The sequence below is a fragment of the Ruegeria sp. SAZA006 genome (genome assembly GCF_059613465.1).
The window spans coordinates 280,049-295,734 of sequence record NZ_JBXWSO010000014.1; the positions used below are offsets into that span (position 1 = coordinate 280,049).

The following is a 15,686-nucleotide window of genomic DNA, read 5'->3' on the forward strand; positions in this document are numbered from 1 at the left end:
CATCCGGCGGAAGAAGGCAGACGGCCCCCAAATCGGGACCGTCTGCTAAAAGCTTATTGAGTGACCGGGTTACACACGGTCTGGCCGGCCTCGGTGGTGGCCAGTTCATAGCCTGCCGAACAGCTGGGCGAGCCATATTTGTCATAGCTTGGCTGAACGTAAACCGGGGTGGGCTCTTCCTGCTGCGAGCAAGCAGTCAGGATCAAAACAAAGGCGCCGGCGGCAGCGAATTTCAGTTTCATGTCCATCAATCCTTTAATACTTTTCTGATATTGCCCAACTTTTCGGGGCCAGGTTAAGGATACGGGCAGTTCGGCTTTCTGGCAACAGATACGGTCACATCCGTGTGATCAGAGGCGAATCCACGCTTGCATCACGACGTGACACCGCAGAACCGGGACGCGCGACCTACACATTTCTCTGCATTGGGCTAAGCTCTCGGATGTCCCTTTCAACAGCCGGAGCGCCAGAATGCCAAAAGGATCTCAAATCGCCCAGAAATCACCCTACCCCATCGAAGTGACTGAGGGCAAAAGCTACTTCTGGTGCGCTTGCGGACGCTCCAAACGTCAGCCATTCTGCGACGGTTCGCACAAGGAAACCGGGATCGAGCCGGTAAAATATGTAGCAGAATCAAGCAAGAAGGTCTTCTTCTGCGGATGCAAGCAAACCGCTAGTCCGCCGCTGTGCGACGGGAGCCATTCCAAGCTATAGGCCAATCAGGTCAGCGCATTCAAAGCTTTGGCATTGGCGCAAAATTCCGGGGCGGCGGTCGCCCGGCTTTGTTGGCACGCAAGCCAGACGGCACATCTTTCGCTGCAGTCAGCGGCTCGACAACGGGTCACCATTTCGCTGTATCCCTGCGCGGTCAGCCGCCCTTCGGCGATGGCTTCGGACAGCGAGATTTCCATGCAGCGCGCAACCGACCGCGTTAGCCAGAAGTGTTTTTCTATGTCTCCGAGTCGCACATGTTTCATTGTTTTTCCTGATTCTGCAGCGTCTTAAGTTTGGCGAATCGGTTCCGGTTCGGACATGTCTCTGGGGCCTCAACCCTGCCACCTAGGTGCGTCTGCCAATCGGTACAGTCGCAAGCCCACTCGCAGCCCCGGCACCGTCCCACCATGCGGGCCCATTCGTCGGGACTGAGCCGACCCGTGCGATGGGCATCTACAAGGTCAACGCCGGTCGCCTGCCCCATCCGCAGAACAAGGCGTACATGCTTCATGGTCTGGCCAAGGACGTTCATGATTCTGCCCGTCCGCTCTAGGGTGCAAGCCCGGCCAGCAACTCCTGGTTTCGGCAATACTCCGGTGGCCGTCCGTCGCTGTTTTGAAGCGCCAGCGCGCGGTCGCAGTGATCGGGGTTCGTACAGCCTGTGCAACGCAGCACTGCGTCGGTGATTTCGTCGATCGAAACCGAACCGCCGATTGCGGCCTCCTGCAGGTCAACGCCCAGTTTCAGGGCCATTCGATCCACCAAAGCGGCGTGGCGGCGCAGTTCTTCGCGTCTAGACATCCGAGTTCCTTTCGCTGTCTCGCTGAAAAGAACCCTAGCGCCATAACCCCACGGCGCCCTTGATTCAGGTCAAGAGACGACCCCCAGGTCGTCCAGGTAGGCCCGTGTGGCGTCCTGGACCCGCCTGAAACGATCTCCGCCCAGCTTTTTGCCGCCATACCATCGGGTCACAATGACCACGTGATCCTGCACACCGGCGCGTTCCAACATGCGCAATATGACCATCCCCGCACCAGTTTCCCCATCATCGGCCTTGAGAGCGCCGGTCGGTAAAACTGCGGCCCACGTGTTATGGGTCGCCTTGGCATATGCCTTGTCCGATTTAAGGTCGCGCAACACCGCATCGACCTCATCCCGCGACCTGACGGGCGCACCACTCACCGCGTATTTCGAGCCTCGGTCCGTCAGAACGACCCCCATCCGCTGGATCTGGGTCATTGGGTCAGGCCTAGCTGGGCGGCTGTTTCCAGAACAACTTCGATGCGCTTGGCATTGGGCGGATGAGACGCCAGAAAGCGGTCACCCGGATCGGGAATCCGGCTGAAATAGGCCATGCCGACCAGCGGATTGTACCCGGCCGAGTGGGTGATCAAAGTTCCCATCCTGTCCGCTTCCAGCTCGAATTCTTTCGTATAGCTCTGAACTCCGACCTCGGCACCCAGCTTCTGGGCACGTTCAATTCCTGCCGCGTCCTCGCCTTGCGCCTCAGCCAGTTCTCCAAAAATTCGAGCCCCTTCCTTGGCGTTTTTTACCTGCCGGGCGATGTGGCCCAGGATGTGATGCGCCGCCTCGTGCCCCATGACGAACGCCATCTCGTCAGCGTTCTGCGTCGACTTGACCATTTCCTGCGTGAAAATGATGAACGGGCGCCCATCCTTGTCCAACGTCTGGAACGCATTTGGCTCCGCAAAAGGATCCGTGTCGATCAGAATGCCGAAATCGCAGTTCTGCCCCCGTGTCTCGCGCTGACAGACTTTTTGCGCGGCAGCCCTGACCGACCTGCTGACCTGCTGAAACGTCAGTGCCGAGTCGCGCAGTTCGGGCGAGGACGGTGACCAATCATCAACCGCAATGAACCCGCCCGCAGTGCACGCGGACACAACCAAGACCAGCAAAAACCTGAGGCGGTGCATTCCGGATCCTTTCTGTTCGTGCCGGCAGGAAAGCTTAGCGCGATGTGGCCCCCCTGACCACAGCCCGAAACCCAATCAGCGGGTTGCATTGCGATCGCAGGCTGGGCAGTCTGGGAACATGTTTTCGATTGAGCATGAATTCGACTCGACAGTCATTACCCTGGTGGACGAAGGCCCGGAGCCTTTGCAGGAAGACGTGGTAATCAACAGTTTCGCCGAGTGCGTTACGATAGAGCAGTTGGACCCCCGAACGGACCAGATGCAGAAAATCACCCTTTCGCCCGAACAGGTGCGCGATCTTGCGGCCGCCCTGGATCTGCCCGAAGGGGTCTACCAGATCAGGGAGACACCGGCCTAGGGATCGTAGACAAAGACCTTGTCGCGCCCTGTATGGCCTTTTTTCAGCGTCAAAGCCGACGGTGAGGCACCCATGGCCCGAGCCAGCAGCTTGACCACGGCTTGGTTCGCCTTTCCATCCTCGGGCACGGCGGTGACAGCGATGTGCACTGTCGCCCCGTCGAAAGAAATCCGGTCCTCCGCAGCTTTGGGAGTCACCCGCACGGGAATCGATTGCCCGGGTAGCGTCAGATGCGCAAGGTCCGGCAGGTTTCGCAATTTCGGTTTTGCCATCACATTCACTTCCGCATTTGGACGGTACCGGGTGGCACAATATCCAACAGTTTTGCATCTTGCCCTTGAAACCGGCGCGTGTCTGCCCGAGATACGACAGGACCATGTAAAGGAAATTAACATATGACGCTGAAAAACCCGGCTGCGTTCGAGTTCCTGCAGTCGCGCAGGTCGCGGCCCGCCAAGACGTTGATGGCCCCGGCGCCGACCCGCGACGAGTTGATCCCGTTGCTGACCGCAGCCGCTCGCAGCCCCGACCATGGCAAGTTGGAACCTTGGCGGTTCATCGTCATCGAAAAAGGCGCAATGCCGCGATTGGCCGATCTGACCGAGGAGCGAGGCGTTGCGCTGGGAAAAAGCCCCGAAGATATCGCCAAGGCCCGCAATCAGTTCGTTATGGGGCATCTCGCTGTTGCCGTCATCGAAGTGCAGAAGCCATCGCCGAAAATCCCGGAAATCGAACAAACCTACTCGGCCGGGGCGGTCTGCCTTGCACTGCTCAACGCAGCCCTTGCTGCGGGATGGGGTGCCAACTGGCTTTCAGGTTGGCAGTCGCACGACCGCGAATTCTGCGAACGCGGTTTGGGCCTGGCCGACAATGAACGCATTGCCGGACTGATTCACATCGCAACCGAAGGGGCCACGCCGCCCGAACGGCCTCGCCCGGACGTAGCCGCGATCACTGAGTGGGTGACGGAATGATTATCCTCAATGCGTTCTTCGCTGCCTTGGGGCAGCTCGGCGATGCTCGATTCCGATCGGTGCTACTGCGCGGTGTCGGCCTGACGATTGTGCTGCTTGTTGTTGCCTGTGTGCTGGCGATTTGGGGCATCAACGCCCTTTCTGGTCAGGAGATCTCGCTGCCATTTGTCGGCGACGTCCCGTGGCTGAACGACGTTCTGAACTATTCAGGGATCTTTCTGGTTCTGATCCTGCCGGTGTTTCTGATGGTGCCGGTGGCCTCAGCCATCACATCGATGTTTCTGGATGAGGTCGCACAGGCCGTTGAAGACCGGCATTACCCGAACCTACCCCCTGTTCCGTCCGTCCCGATCTGGGATGCGCTGTTGGACTCGGTGGGATTCTTGGGCGTTTTGATTGTGGCCAACGTATTGGCTTTGGTCCTTTACGCGCTGTTCACACCCCTCGCTCCGTTCATTTTTTGGGGGATGAACGGGTTTTTGCTGGGTCGAGAATATTTCACGCTGGCGGCCATGCGCCGGATCGGGCGCGACGGTGCGCGGGCGTTGCGAGCACGCCATGCCGGGACGATCTGGGTCGCCGGAACCTTGATGGCCATTCCCCTGTCGATCCCGTTGGTGAACCTTGTCATTCCGATCATCGGAGCCGCAACGTTCACGCATATCTTTCATGGACTGTCGCGACAGGCTGAGCGCTGATTACTCGCGCGGTTCCATCTGGTTCAACCAGTCAAAATCACGAACTGAAATCACGCCAGAAACAATGATCCCTGCGATCACCGCCCACAAAACGATGGAAATACCGGTGGTGATCCAGATCTTTTTCTTCATGTGGTGAACTTCCGGAGCACCCGCATGGGTCCCCGGCACGATGTCGCCCAGATCGCCTTGCGTTTTGATGCGGACCGGCAGCACGACCAACAAGGTCATGAACCAGATCACGGCGAACAATACCAGCGCAGCAGTGATTGTCATTTCGGCGCCTCCTCAGCCCGGCTCAGACTTGCTCCAGCTCCACAAGGCATCCGTTGAAGTCCTTGGGGTGCAAAAACAGCACAGGCTTGCCGTGCGCGCCGATTTTGGGCTCTCCGGTTCCCAGAACGCGGGCACCGGTCGCCTTCAGGTGATCCCGTGCGGCGATGATGTCCTCGACCTCATAACAGACATGGTGGATGCCACCCGCCGGGTTCTTTTCCAGGAAGCCGTTGATCGGGCTGTCGTCGCCCAGCGGGTACAGCAGCTCGATCTTGGTATTGGGCAGTTCGATGAAGACCACCGTCACGCCATGATCCGGTTCATCCTGAGGTTTACCAACGTTGGCGCCCAGCGCGTTGCGGTATTGGGCGGATGCGGCCTCGAGGTCGGGCACGGCGATGGCGACATGGTTCAGGCGGCCAATCATGGCAGTCTCCTCTGTTCTGCGTTGCAGCGTTTATGGGGGCTGCCCTGTCAAAGGGCAAGTGCGCCAAAACGCGCGTTAACCCTGTGTTAGCCAGGAGTTCCTAGCGTGGGGCATCTGCTGAAAGGAGTTCTGCCATGGACGATTCGGTGCCGTTCGCCCCATCCGCCGTTGCCCCCAGCGCCACTCGGCCTTTGCTGGGTCAAACCATTCTGGTTGTCGAGGACAGTCGTTATGCCTGTGATGCGATGCGACTGATGTGCCTGCACAGCGGCGCCCGCATTCGCCGGGCCGATTGCCTGAGGTCTGCGCGCAGGCACCTTCAGATCTACCGCCCGTCGGTGATCGTAGTGGACATGGGCCTGCCGGACGGCTCCGGCGCAGACCTGATCGCGGAACTGAACGCGGTTTCCCCCCGTATCAGCGTCATCCTTGGTATGTCCGGCGACGACTGCGCCGAAACGCTTGCCTTGCAAGCCGGGGCCGATGGTTTTCTGGCGAAACCGTTGAATTCGCTGATCAGCTTCCAAAGGGCCATCCTGGAGAACCTCCCCGAAGACCGTCGCCCGGGTACACTCCAATCCGTCAAAGACGAACAGATCTGCCCCGATCCGCTGGCTTATCAGGATGACATGGCGCATATCGCAGATGTTCTGACTGGGCCTGCGGATTCACGCATGCTGGACTATGCCGCGCAATTCCTGCGCGGTGTAGCCCGAGATGCCGAGGACACGGTTCTGGAGCAGGCGGCCCATGACCTCGCATCCTCGCGCGCCGAGGGCGCTCCGGTAACAGCCTTGGCAGCGCGCGTTGCCGGTCTTGTCCAAAGCCGTCTTGAAAGACGAAAGGCGATCTGAATGACGTTGGCCTATTTCATGACAACAACCATGCTCTGCGCTTGGTGGTATTGGCACACCCGCAGATCCGCACGGACCATTCGCGCTAACCGCAAAAAACAGCCGAACTGGCTGGACTGATCACAAGTTCCTTTGGTTTTAGCCGCCTGCAGAACGCGGGCCCATATACGCGCTGAAGCACTTAGCAGAAAGATCGCTTCGCGCCGTCGCCGTAGTTTCGACCGCACCCAAAGGTTTTTCACACTCTGGGTACGGTCCTTGGCTCATTCCTGAGGGATGACCCGCAGGCCCAGTTCCATCAGCTGATCCGAAGTCGGGTCCGACGGCGCTTGCATCATCAAGTCTTCGGCGCGCTGGTTCATCGGGAACATCATGACCTCGCGGATGTTGGCCTCGTCCGCAAGCAACATAACGATCCGGTCGATGCCGGCGGCGCAGCCTCCGTGCGGCGGAGCGCCATAGTGGAACGCGTTGAACAGCGCGCCAAAGCGACTTTTGACCTCGTTCTCGCCATAACCGGCAAGCTCGAACGCTTTGAGCATGATCTCGGGCTTGTGGTTCCGGATCGCACCCGACACCAGCTCGTAACCGTTGCAGGCCAGGTCGTACTGATAACCCTTGACCTCAAGCGGGTCGCCCTGCAGCGCCTCCATGCCACCCTGCGGCATCGAGAACGGGTTGTGTTCGAAATCGATCTCGCCGGTTTCCTCGTCCTTCTCGTAGATCGGGAAATCCACGATCCAGGCAAAGGCGAACCGGTCTTTTTCCGTCAGGCCCAGCTCTTCGCCGATAACATCGCGCGCCTTGCCGGCGACTTTTTCAAAGGCTTTGGGCTTACCACCCAGGAAGAACGCCGCGTCACCGACCCCAAGGCCCAGCTGCTGGCGAATTGCCTCGGTGCGTTCGGGGCCGATGTTTTTGGCCAGCGGGCCGGCGGCTTCCATCCCCTCACCCTGATCGCGCCAGAAGATATAGCCCATGCCGGGCAGACCTTCTTTCTGGGCAAAGGCGTTCATGCGGTCGCAGAACTTGCGGCTGCCGCCACCCGGCGCGGGGATCGCGCGGATCTCGGTGCCTTCCTGTTCCAGCAGTTTGGAGAAGATCGCGAAACCGGACCCGCGGAAGTGTTCCGACACCACCTGCATCTTGATCGGGTTGCGCAGATCGGGCTTGTCGGTGCCATACCACAGCGCCGCGTCCTTGTAGGAGATCTGCGGCCATTCCTGATCAACCTTCCGGCCACCGCCAAATTCCTCAAAGACCCCCGTCAGAACTGGCTGGATCGTGTCGAACACGTCCTGCTGGGTGACGAAGGACATCTCGAGGTCGAGCTGGTAGAAATCCGTGGGCGAGCGGTCGGCGCGCGGGTCCTCGTCGCGGAAGCAGGGCGCGATCTGGAAATACTTGTCGAAGCCCGAAACCATGATCAGCTGCTTGAACTGCTGCGGTGCCTGCGGCAACGCATAGAACTTGCCCGGATGCAGGCGCGAGGGCACCAGGAAGTCGCGCGCGCCCTCGGGGCTGGATGCGGTGATAATCGGCGTCTGATATTCGCGGAAGCCCTGATCCCACATGCGGCGGCGCATGCTGGCCACCACGTCCGAGCGCAGTGCCATGTTGCGCTGCATCACCTCGCGACGCAGGTCCAGGTAGCGATAGCGCAGGCGGGTTTCTTCTGGGTATTCCTGGTCGCCGAACACCATCAGCGGCAGCTCCTCGGCCGCGCCCAGCACTTCCAGTTCGCGGACATAAACCTCAATCTCGCCGGTGGGCAGCTTGGGGTTTACCAATTCGGGGTCGCGCGCCTTGACCGTGCCGTCGATGCGGATGCACCATTCCGAGCGCACTTTCTCCAACGCGCTGAACGCGGCGCTGTCGCCGTCGCACAGAACCTGGGTCACGCCATAGTGGTCGCGCAGGTCGATGAACAGCACGCCGCCGTGATCTCGCACCCGATGAACCCAACCCGACAGGCGGACGGTTTCACCGACATTTGCGGCGGTCAGATCGGCGCAGGTGTGGCTGCGATAGGCGTGCATGGATGATATCCCTTCGGGCGCTGAATTCGTCGCGCCGATACACCGCGATCGGGTCGGGAAGTCAAGGGTTGGAGCACGATGCGCCTCCATCGGAGCCCGGAATGCAGACAAATTCGAAAAAATCGCTATCTTTTGGACATGTGAACTCGAATAGTTTTCCCGGCACGCGGGAGCCAGGCCCCTTGAGCAAGGAGGTGTTCGGCCGATGTGGCAAACTGTTTTGGATCGCGTATTGCGGGGTTTCATCACCCGCGGAACTCTGCGGATCACCTTCCCGGACGGGACGGCGCGTACCTATGGTGACGCCACGCAGCCCGAGGCGCATGTCACCCTGCATGACCCCGCATTGATGGCGCGCTTGGTGCGCAATCCCGAGATGGCTTTTGGCGAGGGCTACATGGACGGCACACTGACCGTCGACGAGGGCGGCCTGGAAAGTGCCATGCGGATCGCGATTCGATGCGCGGCCAGCGGGTCATTGCCCCTGCTGCAGCAGATCCAAGACTGGGCCGGGTATCTGCTGCGGCCGATCCTGCAGCGCAACTCGGTCCGCTCGGCGCGGCGCAATGTTGCGCATCACTATGACCTGTCCGACGAATTCTACCGGCTGATGCTGGACCCTGACATGCAGTACAGCTGCGCCTATTTCCAGCAGCCCTGGATGACCTTGGAGCAGGCGCAAGCCGCCAAAAAGGTGCATATCGCGCGCAAGCTGTGCCTTGAGCCCGGCATGCGGGTGCTGGACATCGGCTGCGGCTGGGGCGGTCTGGCCCTGACGCTGGCGCGTGACCACGGCGTGCAGGTGACCGGGCTGACCCTGTCGCAAAACCAGCACCGCACCGCCACCGCGCGGGTGCAGCAGGCCAGGCTGGCCGACCGCGTCGACATTCGGCTGATGGACTACCGGCAGATGCAGGACCAGTTCGACCGGATCGTCTCGGTCGGGATGCTGGAGCATGTGGGCGCGCCACAGCTGCGCACCTATTTCGACCGGGTCGCCGCTCTGCTGAAGCCCGACGGTGTGGCGTTGATCCATTCCATCGGCCGCAACGGGCCGCCCACCGGCCAGTCGCCCTGGCTGAACAAGTACATCTTCCCGGGTGGCTATGTCCCGTCGCTCGAGGAAATCGTCAAACCCTTGGCGCGCACCGGTCTGTGGTTTCTGGATGTCGAAAGCCTGCGGGTGCATTATGCTCTGACCCTGCGCGCCTGGCGCGACCGGTTCGAGAGCAACCTGGATCAGGTGCGCGCGATGTATGACGACCGGTTCATCCGCATGTGGCGGTTCTATCTGACCGCCTGTATTTTGGTGTTCGAAGAGCGTGACCAGACCGTTTTCCAACTGCAGCTGGGTCATCGCCGCGACGCGGCGCCATTGACGCGGGACTATCTCTACCAGCCCGGTCAAGACATGCGCGACGCCGCCGAGTAGAGCCCCTAGAACGGGCGCTGCACGTTGCCGGAATAGAAGAACACGCCAAGCCCGGCGGCAAAGATGATGTTGCCGGCGATCGCGTGCAGCAGCACCGCATAGAAGAACGACCCGCGCTTGCGGTAGGCCCAGGAAAACAGCAGTCCGCCCGCGAATGTCATCACGGTGACGATCCAGCTCCAATACATCAGGTGGGCAAAGGCAAACAGCCCGGCGTTCAGCAACGGCAAGGCCGCGCCGTTAGGCAGGATCGCGTGATAGCGGCGATAGAACAGCGTGCGGAACAGCAGTTCTTGCGGCAGTGCCGACAGCAACGGGTAGCCCAGCCAGATCACGGCCAGAAATTCGGGCCGGTGCAGCAGCAGAAAAAAGGCCGCATCCGGGCGCGTGGCCATCACCAGGGCCGAACAGATCGCCGCCATTGCCAATGAAAACCCGATCACCTCGGCCCAGCGCCAGTTGCGCCAGCCATAGCGCAGCTCAGCCCAGGAAAAGCCCGAGGTGCGGTGCAGCAGGGCGATCCCGACAGCGGTGAAGAAGAACAGCGCCGGAAACATCCAGTCGGGTGGAAACAGAACGGCGATCAGCAAGGGGACCGCGACATAGAACGCCACGAACTCAGCCTTCAGGCGCAGGTTCGACACCTGCAATCCACGCGCAGAGCTGCGGTCGCTCATGGCAGCATCACCTTGGCCGGTATCAAACCGCGTAGGGAATTACCCATCCAGACCCGGCGCGCGGCGGCCAGATCATGCAGAGTCAAGACCGCCTCGGCAGCGCGTCCGGTTTCGAGCAACTCCTCGCGCAGGATGCCCGGCAGCAGGCCCGCCGCAACCGGAGGTGTCAGCAGGCGCCCGTCTTCCGTTTTGACGAACAGGTTGGTGATGGTGCCCTCGCACAGTTCATCCCGTTCGTTCAGGAACAACAGCTCGTCCACGCCGTCGGGCAATTCCGCCCGCGCTTGGTCATAGATCGCGCGGCGGGTGGTCTTGTGGCGCAGCCAGATGTCCGAGGACGTCAGCCTTGTCGTCGCCAGACCCACCGTCCAGTCCGGCGGGTTGTCCGCCAGAGGCCCCGTGGTGATCTCAGGTGCACCGGTCAAGTCCAGCGTCAGCCGGCACCTTAGCGGGTCCGCGCCGATCACACCGTCCACCACTTCGCCGACGCGCCACACGTCGAACCGAACACCCAGCCAGTCAGCTGTCCGCGCCATGCGCCGCAGGTGGCGCTCCAGCCGCACAAAGCCCTGCCCGGGCCGAAACGCAAAGGTTTCGATCAGGCGGAAATCAGGCTCAGTTGGTGCGCGAACCGGGCTTTCCATAGCGCTTCCTCGTATTCCGACTCGGCGGTGCTGTCCCAGACGACGCCCCCGCCGACGTTCAGCGTGGCCCGGTTGCCCTCGACCATCAAGGTCCGGATCGCGACGTTGAATTCCGACCGCCCGTCCGGGGCGGCCCAGCCGATGGTGCCGCAATAGATGTCGCGCGGCCAGGGCTCCAGATCCGACAGAATCTCCATCGCACGGATCTTGGGCGCCCCGGTGATCGAACCACAGGGAAACAGCGCCGTCAGGATGTCCGACAACCCCGCCCCCACCTGCAGCCGCGCCTGCACCAGCGACACCATCTGATGCACGGTGGCGTAGGTCTCGACCTTGAACAACTCGGGCACCTGAACGGTTCCCGGCAGCGCCACGCGGCTGATGTCATTGCGCAGCAGGTCCACGATCATCAGGTTCTCGGCCCGGTTCTTTTCGTCCGAGGACAGGAAATCGCGCCGCCGCGCGTCCTCGGCCAGGTCGGCGCTGCGCGGCTGGGTGCCCTTCATCGGCCGGGTCTCGATCATCCCGTCGGCATCGGTGCGGAAGAACAGCTCGGGCGAGCGGCTGAGCAGATCGGGCAGCCCGTCCTGCTGGACCAGCGCGCCATGGCCGACCGGCTGTCCGGCGGTCAGCGCGGCATAGAGCGCGGCGCTGTCACCCTCGGTTTCCAGATCGATGGGAAAGGTCAGGTTGGCCTGATAGATGTCACCGGCCCCGATTGCATCATGCACGGCACGGAAGGCTTCGGTATAGCGCGCCTCGCTCCAACGCGGCTGGAACGCGGTCAGCCCGGCCGCACCGGACGGCAGGTCCTGGGCGCTCGGGCCATCGAACACCCCAAAGCACAGCAGCGGCAATCGACGGTTCGCGGGCAGCCTTGCGGCCAGCTTGGGCTCAAGCGCATAGCCCAGCTCGTAACTGGCATATCCGGCCAGCCAGCCGCCCTGCGCGCGCGCGTCATCCAGCGCCGCCAATGCCTGGGGCACCTGCTCCGCCCGGTCGGCGCGGATCACCTGGGCGGGCCGATCGAAACCGGTGCCCGGACCGGCGGGTCCCTGATCGAAACGAATGCGCAATTGCTTCCTCATCTGCCGTTCAGCGGCATATAGAGAATACGTTGCCAAGGGAAAGGGGGGAAAGCGGCAATTTCACTTCCGTTTCCGATCCCCCTTGCACCTTTTTCCCCGGTCCCTATAACCCACGACAATTTGGGCGCATGGGCGGCGCCCGCGACTCGTGCAAAATCGAAGGGACCAGGCCATGCCGAAGAGAACCGACATCCAGTCGATCATGATCATCGGGGCGGGGCCCATTGTCATCGGGCAAGCCTGCGAATTCGACTATTCCGGCGCCCAGGCCTGCAAGGCCCTGCGCGAGGAAGGGTATCGGGTCATCCTGGTGAACTCGAACCCCGCCACGATCATGACCGACCCCGAACTGGCCGACGCCACCTATATCGAGCCGATCACGCCCGAGGTCGTCGCCAAGATCATCGAAAAGGAACGCCCTGACGCCCTGCTGCCCACGATGGGCGGGCAGACCGGCCTGAACACTTCCTTGGCGCTGGAAGAGATGGGCGTGCTGGAAAAATTCGGCGTCGAGATGATCGGGGCCAAGCGCGAGGCTATCGAAATGGCCGAGGACCGCAAGCTGTTCCGCGAAGCGATGGACCGCCTGGGCCTTGAAAACCCAAAGGCCACCATCATCACCGCCCCCAAAAAGGCCGACGGCTCTGCCGATCTGGATGCCGGCGTGCAAATGGCCTTGGACGAGTTGGAAAACATCGGCTTGCCCGCGATCATCCGCCCGGCCTTTACCTTAGGTGGCACCGGCGGCGGTGTGGCTTACAACCGTGAAGATTACATCCACTTTTGCCGCTCGGGCATGGATGCCTCGCCGGTGAACCAGATCCTTGTCGACGAAAGCCTGCTGGGCTGGAAAGAATATGAAATGGAGGTGGTGCGCGACACTGCCGACAACGCGATCATCGTCTGCTCGATCGAGAACGTCGACCCGATGGGCGTACATACCGGTGACTCGATCACCGTGGCCCCTGCCCTGACGCTGACCGACAAGGAATACCAGATCATGCGCAACGGCTCGATCGCCGTTCTGCGCGAGATCGGCGTCGAAACGGGCGGATCGAACGTGCAATGGGCGATCAACCCGGCAGACGGCCGCATGGTCGTGATCGAGATGAACCCGCGTGTGTCGCGCTCGTCGGCGCTGGCGTCCAAGGCGACAGGCTTCCCGATCGCCAAGATCGCCGCCAAGCTGGCGGTGGGCTATACGCTGGACGAGCTGGACAACGACATCACCAAGGTCACACCGGCCAGCTTCGAGCCGACCATCGACTATGTCGTCACCAAGATCCCGAAATTCGCCTTCGAGAAATTCCCGGGCGCTGAACCCTACCTGACCACCGCGATGAAATCGGTGGGCGAGGCCATGTCCATCGGCCGCACGATCCACGAATCGATGCAGAAGGCGCTGGCCTCGATGGAGTCGGGGCTGACCGGTTTCGACGAGGTTGAAATTCCGGGCCTCAGCATCGGCCCATGGGATGCGGTCGAAAGCAGCGACGACAAGGCACATGTCATCAAGGCCATCAGCCAGCAGACACCCGACCGTTTGCGCACCATCGCGCAGGCGATGCGCCACGGTCTGACCGACGACGAAATCTTTGCCGTCACCAAGTTCGACCCCTGGTTCCTGGCCCGCATCCGCGAGATCATCGAGGCGGAACGCACCGTTCGCAAGGACGGCCTGCCGATGACCGAGGACGGCCTGCGCCGGCTCAAGATGCTGGGCTTTACTGATGCGCGTCTGGGCAATCTGGCCGGCCGCGACGAGGCCAACGTGCGCCGCGCCCGCCACAATCTGGGCGTCACCGCCGTGTTCAAGCGGATCGACACATGCGCCGCCGAGTTCGAGGCGCAGACGCCCTACATGTATTCGACCTACGAGGCCCCCACGATGGGCGAGGTCGAATGCGAGGCCCGCCCCAGCGACCGCAAGAAGGTCGTCATTCTGGGCGGCGGCCCCAACCGGATCGGCCAAGGGATCGAGTTCGACTATTGCTGCTGCCACGCCTGTTTCGCGCTGACCGACGCGGGCTATGAAACCATCATGGTCAACTGCAACCCCGAGACGGTGTCGACCGACTATGACACTTCGGACCGGCTGTATTTCGAGCCGCTGACCTTCGAGCATGTGATGGAGATCCTGCGGACCGAGCAGCAGAACGGCACACTGCACGGCGTGATCGTGCAGTTCGGTGGTCAGACCCCGCTGAAGCTGGCCAATGCGCTCGAGGCCGAAGGTATTCCGATCCTAGGCACCACGCCCGACGCGATCGACCTGGCCGAAGACCGTGAACGGTTCCAGGCACTGGTCAACGATCTGGGCCTGAAACAACCCAAGAACGGTATCGCTTCGACCGACGCGCAAGCGCTTGAGATCGCAGAAGAGATCGGGTTCCCACTGGTGATCCGCCCCTCCTACGTTCTGGGCGGCCGCGCGATGGAGATCGTGCGCGACATGGATCAGCTGAAACGCTACATCAATGAGGCCGTGGTGGTCTCGGGCGACAGCCCCGTGCTGCTGGACAGCTATCTGGCCGGCGCGGTCGAGCTGGACGTGGACGCGCTGTGCGACGGCAAGGATGTCCATGTGGCCGGCATCATGCAGCATATCGAAGAGGCCGGCGTGCACTCGGGCGACTCGGCCTGTTCGCTGCCGCCCTATTCGCTGTCGAAAGAGATCATCTCCGAAATCAAGGACCAGACCTACAAGCTGGCCAAGGCGCTGAACGTCGTGGGCCTGATGAACGTGCAGTTCGCGATCAAGGATGACGAGATCTACCTGATCGAGGTCAACCCGCGCGCCAGCCGCACCGTGCCCTTCGTGGCCAAGGCGACCGACAGCGCAATCGCCTCGATCGCCGCACGGGTGATGGCGGGCGAGCCGCTTTCGAACTTCCCGCAACGCCCGCCCTACAAGGAGGGTCAGGATACCAAGATCGCTGACCAGATGACCCTGGCCGACCCGGATATGCCGTGGTTCTCGGTGAAAGAAGCGGTGCTGCCCTTCGCCCGTTTCCCCGGCGTCGATACCATCCTGGGTCCCGAGATGCGCTCGACCGGTGAGGTCATGGGCTGGGACCGCGACTTCCCGCGGGCCTTCCTCAAGGCCCAGATGGGCGCGGGCATGGTGCTGCCGTCCAAGGGACGGGCTTTCATCTCGATCAAGGATGCCGACAAGGGTCCGGCGATGATCGAGGCTGCGCAGGTTCTGGTCGAGCAGGGATTCTCGCTGGTGGCCACCCGCGGAACACAGACATGGCTGGAGTCCAAGGGCGTGCCCTGTGACGTGGTCAACAAGGTCTACGAGGGCCGCCCGGATGTGGTGGACATGCTGAAGGACGGTCAGGTCCAGTTGGTCATGAACACCACCGAAGGCGCGCAGGCAGTTGAGGACAGCAAGGCGATCCGCTCGATCGCGCTGTATGACAAGATCCCCTACTACACCACGGCTGCGGCCAGCCACGCCGCCGCGCTGGCGATCAAGGCGCAGGCTGAAGAGGATGTGGAGGTCAAATCGCTACAGGGTTGACGCCCGCAGCGGACAAGCAAAAAGCCCCGGCCGTTCGCCGGGGCT

20 protein-coding genes are annotated in these 15,686 nt (G+C 61.7%); 7 read left to right on the plus strand and 13 right to left on the minus strand.

Annotation, left to right across the window (positions count from 1 at the left end; genetic code table 11):
* Window positions 1-53: 53 nt before the first annotated feature.
* Window positions 54-242 (minus strand): hypothetical protein, encoded by a 189-nt coding sequence (locus tag AC2FNZ_RS13475; protein ID WP_244952318.1) that lies wholly within the window; start codon window positions 240-242, stop codon window positions 54-56.
* Between the two features lie 229 nt (window positions 243-471).
* Here AC2FNZ_RS13475 and AC2FNZ_RS13480 point away from each other — a divergent pair, with 229 nt between their 5' ends.
* A complete protein-coding gene (locus tag AC2FNZ_RS13480; RefSeq protein WP_496840952.1) occupies window positions 472-714 on the plus strand; it encodes a CDGSH iron-sulfur domain-containing protein in 243 nt (80 codons plus the stop codon).
* Between the two features lie 5 nt (window positions 715-719).
* Here the strand turns inward: AC2FNZ_RS13480 and AC2FNZ_RS13485 are convergent, their stop codons facing one another.
* The 5 genes from AC2FNZ_RS13485 to AC2FNZ_RS13505 form a co-directional block, all read right to left on the minus strand.
* Window positions 720-977 (minus strand): DUF6455 family protein, encoded by a 258-nt coding sequence (locus AC2FNZ_RS13485; protein ID WP_093964699.1) that lies wholly within the window; start codon window positions 975-977, stop codon window positions 720-722.
* A complete protein-coding gene (locus AC2FNZ_RS13490; RefSeq protein ID WP_496840953.1) occupies window positions 974-1,246 on the minus strand; it encodes a DUF6455 family protein in 273 nt (90 codons plus the stop codon). The genes AC2FNZ_RS13485 and AC2FNZ_RS13490 overlap by 4 nt, the downstream gene beginning before the upstream one ends.
* A 17-nt stretch (window positions 1,247-1,263) precedes the next feature.
* Window positions 1,264-1,515, minus strand: coding sequence for a DUF6455 family protein (locus AC2FNZ_RS13495; RefSeq protein ID WP_170434469.1), 252 nt, complete (start codon window positions 1,513-1,515; stop codon window positions 1,264-1,266).
* A gap of 69 nt (window positions 1,516-1,584) precedes the next feature.
* Window positions 1,585-1,953: a YigZ family protein gene (locus AC2FNZ_RS13500; protein ID WP_496840954.1), complete on the minus strand. Its 369-nt coding sequence runs from the start codon at window positions 1,951-1,953 to the stop codon at window positions 1,585-1,587.
* Complete coding sequence (locus AC2FNZ_RS13505; protein WP_496840955.1) at window positions 1,950-2,648, minus strand: M48 family metalloprotease; 699 nt, start codon at window positions 2,646-2,648, stop codon at window positions 1,950-1,952. The genes AC2FNZ_RS13500 and AC2FNZ_RS13505 overlap by 4 nt, the downstream gene beginning before the upstream one ends.
* 118 nt (window positions 2,649-2,766) lie before the next feature.
* Between AC2FNZ_RS13505 and AC2FNZ_RS13510 the strand changes: the two genes are divergently transcribed.
* Complete coding sequence (locus tag AC2FNZ_RS13510; protein WP_093964694.1) at window positions 2,767-3,006, plus strand: DUF8831 family protein; 240 nt, start codon at window positions 2,767-2,769, stop codon at window positions 3,004-3,006.
* On the opposite strand, the gene AC2FNZ_RS13515 is transcribed toward AC2FNZ_RS13510, so the two are convergent.
* Window positions 3,003-3,278 (minus strand): DUF167 domain-containing protein, encoded by a 276-nt coding sequence (locus AC2FNZ_RS13515; RefSeq protein WP_496840956.1) that lies wholly within the window; start codon window positions 3,276-3,278, stop codon window positions 3,003-3,005. The genes AC2FNZ_RS13510 and AC2FNZ_RS13515 overlap by 4 nt on opposite strands.
* A 123-nt stretch (window positions 3,279-3,401) precedes the next feature.
* On the opposite strand from AC2FNZ_RS13515, the gene AC2FNZ_RS13520 reads away from it, so the two are divergent.
* Both AC2FNZ_RS13520 and AC2FNZ_RS13525 read left to right on the plus strand, forming a co-directional pair.
* Complete coding sequence (locus AC2FNZ_RS13520) at window positions 3,402-3,980, plus strand: nitroreductase family protein (RefSeq protein WP_170368001.1); 579 nt, start codon at window positions 3,402-3,404, stop codon at window positions 3,978-3,980.
* Window positions 3,977-4,678 carry an EI24 domain-containing protein gene (locus AC2FNZ_RS13525; RefSeq protein ID WP_496840957.1) on the plus strand — a complete coding sequence of 234 codons (702 nt, stop codon included), beginning with the start codon at window positions 3,977-3,979 and terminating at the stop codon, window positions 4,676-4,678. The genes AC2FNZ_RS13520 and AC2FNZ_RS13525 overlap by 4 nt, the downstream gene beginning before the upstream one ends.
* Here AC2FNZ_RS13525 and AC2FNZ_RS13530 read toward each other — a convergent pair whose 3' ends face one another.
* The gene (locus AC2FNZ_RS13530; RefSeq protein ID WP_093964691.1) at window positions 4,679-4,954 is read right to left on the minus strand and encodes a DUF1467 family protein; all 276 of its coding nucleotides are present in this window, start codon (window positions 4,952-4,954) and stop codon (window positions 4,679-4,681) included. It lies immediately after the preceding gene.
* 22 nt (window positions 4,955-4,976) lie between these two features.
* Window positions 4,977-5,381 (minus strand): methylmalonyl-CoA epimerase, encoded by a 405-nt coding sequence (gene mce / locus AC2FNZ_RS13535; protein ID WP_170340045.1) that lies wholly within the window; start codon window positions 5,379-5,381, stop codon window positions 4,977-4,979.
* Window positions 5,382-5,515: 134 nt separating this feature from the next.
* On the opposite strand from mce, the gene AC2FNZ_RS13540 reads away from it, so the two are divergent.
* Window positions 5,516-6,235, plus strand: a complete 720-nt coding sequence (locus AC2FNZ_RS13540; protein WP_496833988.1) for a response regulator — start codon at window positions 5,516-5,518, stop codon at window positions 6,233-6,235.
* Between the two features lie 263 nt (window positions 6,236-6,498).
* Here the strand turns inward: AC2FNZ_RS13540 and aspS are convergent, their stop codons facing one another.
* Window positions 6,499-8,274, minus strand: a complete 1,776-nt coding sequence (gene aspS / locus AC2FNZ_RS13545; protein WP_496840958.1) for an aspartate--tRNA ligase — start codon at window positions 8,272-8,274, stop codon at window positions 6,499-6,501.
* Window positions 8,275-8,479: 205 nt separating this feature from the next.
* On the opposite strand from aspS, the gene AC2FNZ_RS13550 reads away from it, so the two are divergent.
* On the plus strand, window positions 8,480-9,706 hold the full coding sequence (locus tag AC2FNZ_RS13550) for a class I SAM-dependent methyltransferase (RefSeq protein WP_496840959.1): 1,227 nt from the start codon (window positions 8,480-8,482) through the stop codon (window positions 9,704-9,706).
* 5 nt (window positions 9,707-9,711) lie between these two features.
* Here AC2FNZ_RS13550 and AC2FNZ_RS13555 read toward each other — a convergent pair whose 3' ends face one another.
* The 3 genes from AC2FNZ_RS13555 to AC2FNZ_RS13565 are packed head-to-tail and all read right to left on the minus strand — an operon-like array spanning window position 9,712 to window position 12,115.
* On the minus strand, window positions 9,712-10,383 hold the full coding sequence (locus tag AC2FNZ_RS13555; protein ID WP_496840960.1) for a CPBP family intramembrane glutamic endopeptidase: 672 nt from the start codon (window positions 10,381-10,383) through the stop codon (window positions 9,712-9,714).
* Window positions 10,380-11,027, minus strand: coding sequence for an aminotransferase class IV family protein (locus tag AC2FNZ_RS13560; RefSeq protein ID WP_496840961.1), 648 nt, complete (start codon window positions 11,025-11,027; stop codon window positions 10,380-10,382). The genes AC2FNZ_RS13555 and AC2FNZ_RS13560 overlap by 4 nt, the downstream gene beginning before the upstream one ends.
* Window positions 10,982-12,115, minus strand: coding sequence for an aminodeoxychorismate synthase component I (locus AC2FNZ_RS13565; protein WP_496840962.1), 1,134 nt, complete (start codon window positions 12,113-12,115; stop codon window positions 10,982-10,984). The genes AC2FNZ_RS13560 and AC2FNZ_RS13565 overlap by 46 nt, the downstream gene beginning before the upstream one ends.
* Window positions 12,116-12,287: 172 nt before the next feature.
* On the opposite strand from AC2FNZ_RS13565, the gene carB reads away from it, so the two are divergent.
* Complete coding sequence (gene carB / locus AC2FNZ_RS13570) at window positions 12,288-15,641, plus strand: carbamoyl-phosphate synthase large subunit (RefSeq protein WP_496840963.1); 3,354 nt, start codon at window positions 12,288-12,290, stop codon at window positions 15,639-15,641.
* The last annotated feature ends 45 nt before the right edge of the window (window positions 15,642-15,686 follow it).